The sequence below is a fragment of the Pseudomonas folii genome, assembly GCF_014357575.1.
Taxonomy (GTDB): Bacteria; Pseudomonadota; Gammaproteobacteria; order Pseudomonadales; family Pseudomonadaceae; genus Aquipseudomonas; species Aquipseudomonas folii.
Genome location: NZ_JACONW010000217.1, coordinates 1 through 6,502 on the forward strand (window position 1 = coordinate 1; position 6,502 = coordinate 6,502).

General features: G+C 57.5%; 5 protein-coding genes. 1 reads left to right on the forward strand and 4 read right to left on the reverse strand.

Going from position 1 to position 6,502, the window contains the following annotated elements:
• Positions 1 to 28: 28 nt before the first annotated feature.
• The 4 genes from H8S59_RS25295 to H8S59_RS25310 form a co-directional block, all read right to left on the reverse strand.
• Positions 29 to 1,420 carry a M16 family metallopeptidase gene (locus tag H8S59_RS25295; RefSeq protein ID WP_187523205.1) on the reverse strand — a complete coding sequence of 464 codons (1,392 nt, stop codon included), beginning with the start codon at positions 1,418 to 1,420 and terminating at the stop codon, positions 29 to 31.
• Positions 1,421 to 1,492: 72 nt separating this feature from the next.
• Positions 1,493 to 3,145 carry a Na/Pi cotransporter family protein gene (locus tag H8S59_RS25300; protein ID WP_187523206.1) on the reverse strand — a complete coding sequence of 551 codons (1,653 nt, stop codon included), beginning with the start codon at positions 3,143 to 3,145 and terminating at the stop codon, positions 1,493 to 1,495.
• A 350-nt stretch (positions 3,146 to 3,495) separates the two neighbouring features.
• Positions 3,496 to 4,263, reverse strand: coding sequence for a TerC family protein (locus H8S59_RS25305; RefSeq protein WP_095092992.1), 768 nt, complete (start codon positions 4,261 to 4,263; stop codon positions 3,496 to 3,498).
• An 87-nt stretch (positions 4,264 to 4,350) separates the two neighbouring features.
• The gene (locus H8S59_RS25310) at positions 4,351 to 5,658 is read right to left on the reverse strand and encodes a CitMHS family transporter (RefSeq protein WP_095092993.1); all 1,308 of its coding nucleotides are present in this window, start codon (positions 5,656 to 5,658) and stop codon (positions 4,351 to 4,353) included.
• A gap of 327 nt (positions 5,659 to 5,985) precedes the next feature.
• Between H8S59_RS25310 and H8S59_RS25315 the strand changes: the two genes are divergently transcribed.
• Positions 5,986 to 6,387, forward strand: coding sequence for a GFA family protein (locus tag H8S59_RS25315; protein ID WP_095092994.1), 402 nt, complete (start codon positions 5,986 to 5,988; stop codon positions 6,385 to 6,387).
• Positions 6,388 to 6,502: the final 115 nt, after the last annotated feature.

The window sequence follows — 6,502 nt, forward strand, 5'->3', positions numbered from 1 at the left end:
CCTACAGGTCCAATGTTTGCCGCGAGACTCAAGTGTCCACAACGCGCCGACGAAAAACACTTATTCGCCATCCCACCAGCAACACCAGAAAACCCACCACGGCCGTTGTCAGCCAGAACAAGCCGTCATAACTCAGCAACGACTGCTCAGTGCGCCAGTAGCTTTTCTGTTTGAGCAATTCGCGCATCGCGCGGTTGGCGCTGTCGAGGCTGACGGCCTTGTAACGCTTGACCGGATCAGCAAACCGGCCTTTCTCGTAATCGTTGAGCGCGCCCCAGTAATAGTCCGCCAAAGCGCTGTTACCCTGTACGGCCCACGCCTGCTTGGCGATGGTGGCTTGTTTGATCCGGGCGAAGGCGGCCGGATCGAGGCCGTCCACTTGCAAGCGGTCGAGCATCACGCGGATGTATTCCTTGGCCCGATCAACGTCGTCGCGTTCGAGGTCGGCATTCAGGCTCATGAAGCCCGTGCCGCCGAATACTTCCCGGTCAACCCACGGCCCGTATGACAAACCGTGCTTGAGACGCAAATCGCTGTAGAGCGCCCACTCGAGATAGTCGCTGACCAGCTCCAGCGTTTCGTCATGCTGATCGTCCAGCATCGGCTCGTTGAAGATCAGATGCAGTCGCGCAGCATCGCCCAACGCTCCACGAATCAAGGTGCGGTCTTTTTCAGTCGCGTCATTGGGCTCGGCCAACGGGGGATGATCGATGGGATCAAGCGCATCAAGCTCACCGAACGTACGCTCCAGATAGCTTGGCAACAGCCGGTCCAGATCGCCGACCACGATCAGCGTCATGTTGTTCGGCGCATACCAGGAGCTGAACACCTCTTGAACCTGGTCCAGTGTGATGTGATCGACCTGCGGACGCTCGGCGCATTTGAGGCCCATTTCCACCGCCAACTGACTGCTGGCGTTGTGGCCCAGATCCTTGCGATCCAGCCAGCGTTGCAGGTGCGAGTAGTGGCCGCCATCTTCGCGCTCGACGATACGTTTGACAGTGTCCAGGTCCGGTTGATCGAAGTGGGTCTTGGTCAGCACATCCAGCAGCAGGTCCAGCACCTTGCGCTGATTCTGCGCCGGAGCCTCAATCACGAACGTGGTGTCGGTGTTGCTGGTGAATGCGTTCCAGTCGCCGCCCAAGGCCTGCATCCGCTCTTCAAGCCCTCCTTCACCCGCGTCATCGATACCGCTGAACAGCAAATGCTCCAGCAAGTGCGGCAGCTCTTTGTCTTCACAGGGGAAATCATCGAAACCAATGCCGACCACCAGACGAATGGCCACATGACCTTTTTCGTAGCCAGGCTTGAGCAACAATTGCAAACCGTTGGGCAGCATATAGCCCTCGACCTGAAAACGGTCGAGAGCAGAGGAAGGCAGTGCGATCAGAAACAGACAAGCGAACAGCAGGCAACGCATAAAACATTGCTTCCTTGCGGGCCGGTATGTCTAACAGACTTCGATGTGCCCGGTACGTTCACATCGCATCTTTCAGGCTGGCTGCTCGGGCTCGCTTTCGCTGGACAGCGCGCCGGTGTCGGCGGTTTCCAGCACGGCGTAAGCGCTGCTGCAAAACAGTGAGTTGAGGCGTTTCATGTCGGCGATCAGTTCGAGGTGCAGCGAACTGGTTTCAAGGCTCTGCACCACTTTGCGTTGCAGGCGGCTGACGTGGGCATGGGCCAGACGACGCTCCTGAGCGCGGAAGCGGCGTTTTTCACGCAGCAACTGGCGAGCGCTTTCAGGGTCACCGCTGAGGAACACCGACAAGCCCAGACGCAGGTTGGCCAGCAATTGCGATTGCAGGCCCGCCAGTTCTTCGAGGCCGACCTCGGAGAACGAGCGGCGCTGAGAAGTTTTCTGCTGCTGGATTTTGCGCAGCATGCGTTCGATCAATCCCGCAGCCAGTTCCAGGTTAATAGTCAGCTCGATGATTTCCGCCCAGCGCCGGTTGTCCTGCTCGCCGAGATCCTCGCGGGGCATCTGCGCCAGATACAGCTTGATCGCGCTGTACAGCGCTTCGACGTCATCGTTGAGGCGACGCATTTCCTGAGTCATGGATGTTTGCGTACCACGCAGCACTTCCAGCATCGAGCCAAGCATGCCTTCGATCAGGTCACCCATGCGCAGGGTTTCCCGCACGGCATTGGCCAATGCAAGGCTGGGCGTAGACAGTGCTGTCAGGTCCAGATGTCGCGGCTTGGCCAACCCGTTGACCTCAGGACGCTCCGGCAAGATGACGGAACACAGCCGCGCCATCGGGCCGACGGTGGGCAGCATGATCAGGCAGCGTGCTGTGTTGTAGATCAGGTGGAAGCCAATAACCATGTCTTGCGGGCTGAAGCCAAGGCTGTCGATCCAGCGCACCAGCGGGTCGAGTACCGGAATGACCAACAGCAGGCCAAACAGCTTGTACAGCAGGCTGCCCAACGCCACCTGGCGACCGGCAACGTTCTGCATGCTGGTGCTCAGGAAGGCCAGCATGCCACTGCCGATATTGGCACCGATCACCAGACCGATAGCGACCGGCAGACTGATGATTTCAGCGCCCGCCAGCGTGGCAGTCAGCAGCACGGCGGCGAGACTGGAGTAGGAAATCATCGCGAACAACGCGCCCACCAACGCATCCAGCAACAGATCGCCAGTCAGCGACGCGAACAACACTTTCACGCCAGCGTTTTGCGTGATCGGGGCCGCGGCAGCGACGATCAATTGCAGCGCCAGCACAATCAGCCCCAGGCCGATTGCAACGCGGCCCATCTGACCAAGACGAGTCTGCTTGCGTGACAGAAAGAACACCACGCCAAGGAAGATGAGCAGCGGCGACAGCCAGGACAAATCGAACGTCAGGATCCGCGACATCAGGGCCGTGCCGACATCAGCGCCCAGCATGATTGCGAGGGCAGGCGTCAGCGCCATCAAGCCCTGACCGACAAATGAAGTCACCAGCATGGCGGTGGCGTTGCTGCTCTGTACAACCGCCGTCACCAGAATGCCGGCGATGAACGCCAGCGGACGCTTGGACATGTTCTGGCTAATAACCTGGCGCAACTGCGCACCGTACACGCGCAAGATGCCGGTACGAACGATGTGAGTGCCCCAGATCAGCAAGGCCACGGCCGAAAGCAAATCGAGCAGGGTCAGCATACGGAAAGCCCCCTGAGGTGTGCCCATATGGGCAATGAATTGAAGGTGCAGCGAATGGCGCGCTTGATAGGCCTTACTAACCTTTAGTCGGCCTTTGGCTTAAATGCCAACATTGATTGGCACGACCCCATTGAAACAAATATGTAATAAATCAGCCATATACATTTCCCTGACACAACACTTTCGCGCAGCAAATATTGGACCCGTAGGAGCGGATGAGCACCGCGAGGCCGCGATAGCGGTGTATCAGACAGGCCGCCATCGCTGCCTCGCGTTGCTCGTGAGCTCCTACAAATACTGCAAAAAAAAGGGGCGCATCAGCGCGCCCCGTTTTTCAGCGACACACCGGCTTACTGGCCCGGAACGTCCTTACGCAGTTTTACAGGCTCGCTTTGCGCCTTCTTCTTCGCATGCGCGATGCGCATTTTGATGTTGATGGCTTCAACAGCAAGCGAGAACGCCATGGCGAAGTACACATAGCCTTTAGGCACATGCACATCGAACGCTTCGGCGATCAAGACGGTACCGACGACGATCAGGAACGACAGCGCCAGCATCTTCAAGGATGGGTGCTTCTCGATGAAGTCGCTGATGGTGCCTGCGCACAACATCATCACCAGTACGGCAACAACGATGGCCGCAACCATGACCGGCACGTGGGACACCATGCCGACAGCAGTGATCACCGAATCCAGCGAGAACACGATGTCGATGATCGCGATCTGGATGATGGTGTAGATGAACTTGCCACCTTTGCCACCCGGTTCGTCTGCCGACTCTTCTTCGCCTTCCAGGCCGTGGTAAATCTCTTGCGAGCTTTTCCACAGCAGGAACAGACCACCGAAGAACAGGATCAGGTCGCGACCCGAAATACCCTGCCCCATTACCACGAACAGGTCAGCGGTAAGGCGCATGACCCATGTGATGGACAGCAGCAACAAGATGCGCGTGACCATGGCCAGCGCCAGACCGAAAATCCGGGTGCGCGCCTGCATATGCTTCGGCATGCGGCTGACCAGAATCGAGATCATGATGATGTTGTCGATGCCCAGGACGATTTCCAGGGCAGTCAGGGTAAAGAAAGCAATCCATATTTCAGGATTGGTCAGCCATTCCATTTTGTAATCCTTTGAGCGTTTAAACATTTGCGGCCCAGGCCCGACGGTGAAGACCGGGACATGGGCCGCAAAACAAGTGAGCCGACTTTATAGACTGCTGTAGAAAGGAAAGATCCCCATCAGCAAAGCGGCAACCATTATGCACAGGCAAACCAGAACTGCCCACTTCAAGGTGAAGCGCTGGTGATCGCCAAATTCGATACCGGCCAGAGCTACCAGCAGGTAAGTCGAAGGAACCAGCGGGCTGAGCAGGTGAACCGGCTGACCGACGATGGAGGCACGGGCCATTTCCACTGGCGAGATGCCGTAGTGAGCAGCCGCTTCAGTCAGTACCGGCAACACGCCAAAGTAGAACGCGTCGTTGGACATGAAGAAGGTAAACGGCATGCTGACCAGTGCAGTAATGACCGCAAGGTACGGGCCCATTGCGTCCGGAATCACTGCCAACAGGCTCTTGGACATGGCATCAACCATGCCAGTGCCGGTCAGAATACCGGTGAAGATGCCCGCAGCGAAAATCAAACCAACCACTGACAGCACGCTACCGGCGTGAGCCGCAACACGGTCTTTCTGATCCTGCATGTTCGGGTAGTTGATGATCATCGCGATACTGAACGCGATCATGAACAGCACTGGCAGAGGCAACAGGCTCATGATCAGCGAGATCATCAGCACCAGAGTCAGTGCACCGTTGAACCAGATCATCTTCGGACGGCGGGCATCCGGGAACTGCGAAACGCTGATTTCGCTGTGGTCGGCTTCATCGCCCTGCAGATGAAGTTCGCCCAAGCGAGCGCGCTCACGTTTGCCATAGAAGTAAGCGATCAGCAGAAGTGCAACCACCCCGGCGAACATCGCCGGAATCATCGGTACGAAAATATCGGATGCTTCCACATGCAACGCACTGGCAGCGCGAGCGGTCGGCCCACCCCATGGGGTCATGTTCATGATGCCGCCCGCCAGAATGATCAGGCCAGCCATGATCCGTGGGCTCATACCAATGCGGCTGTACAGCGGCAGCATGGCCGCGACGCAGATCATGTAAGTCGTTGCGCCGTCACCATCCAGGGAAACCACCAGTGCCAGCACCGCAGTGCCTACCGATACTTTCATCGGGTCGCCTTTGACCCACTTCAGAATCTGACGTACGGCCGGGTCGAACAGACCGGAGTCGATCATCAACGCGAAGTACAAAATGGCAAACATCAGCATGACGCCGGTCGGCGCAAGCTTGGTGATACCGGCCAGCATCATCGGGCCGATTTCAGTCGCGAAACCTCCGAAGATGGCGAACAGGATCGGTACAAGAATCAGGGCAATCAGCGCGGAAAGGCGCTTGCTCATGATCAGGTACATGAAAGCAATGACCATGGCAAAGCCGAGGAAGGTCAACATAGTAAATACTCCAGGCGGTACGCGATTGGCTAAGGCGAAGGGCTAATCAGCTCAAAAAGAGCAGCGCAGGGAGTGGGGGCGAAAGCGGGGAATGCAGCAAGGCACTAGAGCACATCAGGGTCACCATTTGTTGTTGTTAACTGGGCCTTTGTACGTCGTGAAACGCACATGTGGCTGACCGGTCTTTTGCCGGCGGTGTATGGATGCTAATCGGCCAAGCTTTCATTCAGCTTTCGCTGCTGAAACCTTTGACTGTTTGTTTCTGAAGACGATTGCCTGCGTCGGCGGTCAGAACTCCATCGACACGTCTATGACAGGGAAAAGAACATGAGCCAGATCACCACCGGGGGCTGCCATTGCGGCAACCTGCGTTATCAGTTCGATGCGCCACTGCAAGACATTGCTCACTGTCACTGCTCTATCTGCCGTCGCACGTCGGGCGGCATTGTCATGACCTGGATTTCAGTGCCGGTCAGTTCGTTCGAATGGACCGAGGGCAGCCCCGCGACCTATGACTCCGGCCCGACCTGTGTACGCTACTTCTGCAATAACTGCGGGGCGCAACTGGCATTGCTCTCGCGCAACAGTCCGGAAGAGATAGACGTCACCGTCGCCACCTTCGATCACCCGGAGCTGGCACCTGCCGACCGCCATATCTGGACGGACAATCGCTTGCCGTGGCTGCATCTGGATGAGCAGTTGCCGGGGGAGACGGGGGAGACTGTTTAAAGCGAGCGGCTGTGGGAGCAGAGCTTGCTCGCGATGAGGACACCGCGATCTAAAATGAACCGCGTCCAGCCTTATCGCGGGCAAACCCCCACGGGGACACGCTGATATTGACGTG